The sequence below is a fragment of the Enorma phocaeensis genome (assembly GCF_016901575.1).
Taxonomy (GTDB): Bacteria; Actinomycetota; Coriobacteriia; order Coriobacteriales; family Coriobacteriaceae; genus Limicola; species Limicola phocaeensis_A.
Genome location: NZ_JACJKQ010000088.1, coordinates 1 through 229 on the forward strand (window position 1 = coordinate 1; position 229 = coordinate 229).

The 229-nt window shown below is 65.9% G+C and carries 1 rRNA gene; it reads left to right on the forward strand.

Going from position 1 to position 229, the window contains the following annotated elements:
• Positions 1-119 precede the first annotated feature (119 nt).
• Positions 120-229, forward strand: a 16S ribosomal RNA gene (locus H6A15_RS10285); the annotation flags it as partial.

A 229-nucleotide genomic window follows, 5' to 3' on the forward strand; every position in this document is an offset into this window, starting at 1 on the left:
AAGGCGGCCCGTCGACCCGAACCAGACGAGAACGGACGCTGGATGGATCCGACAGACGACGGCAGAGAGCCTGCGGTCGCCTGGCCGGTCGGGCCTCCGCGGACCAGACTTCTACAGTTTGGACGGAGAGTTCGATCCTGGCTCAGGATGAACGCTGGCGGCGCGCCTAACACATGCAAGTCGAACGGCACCCCCCTTCGGGGGGACGCGAGTGGCGAACGGCTGAGTA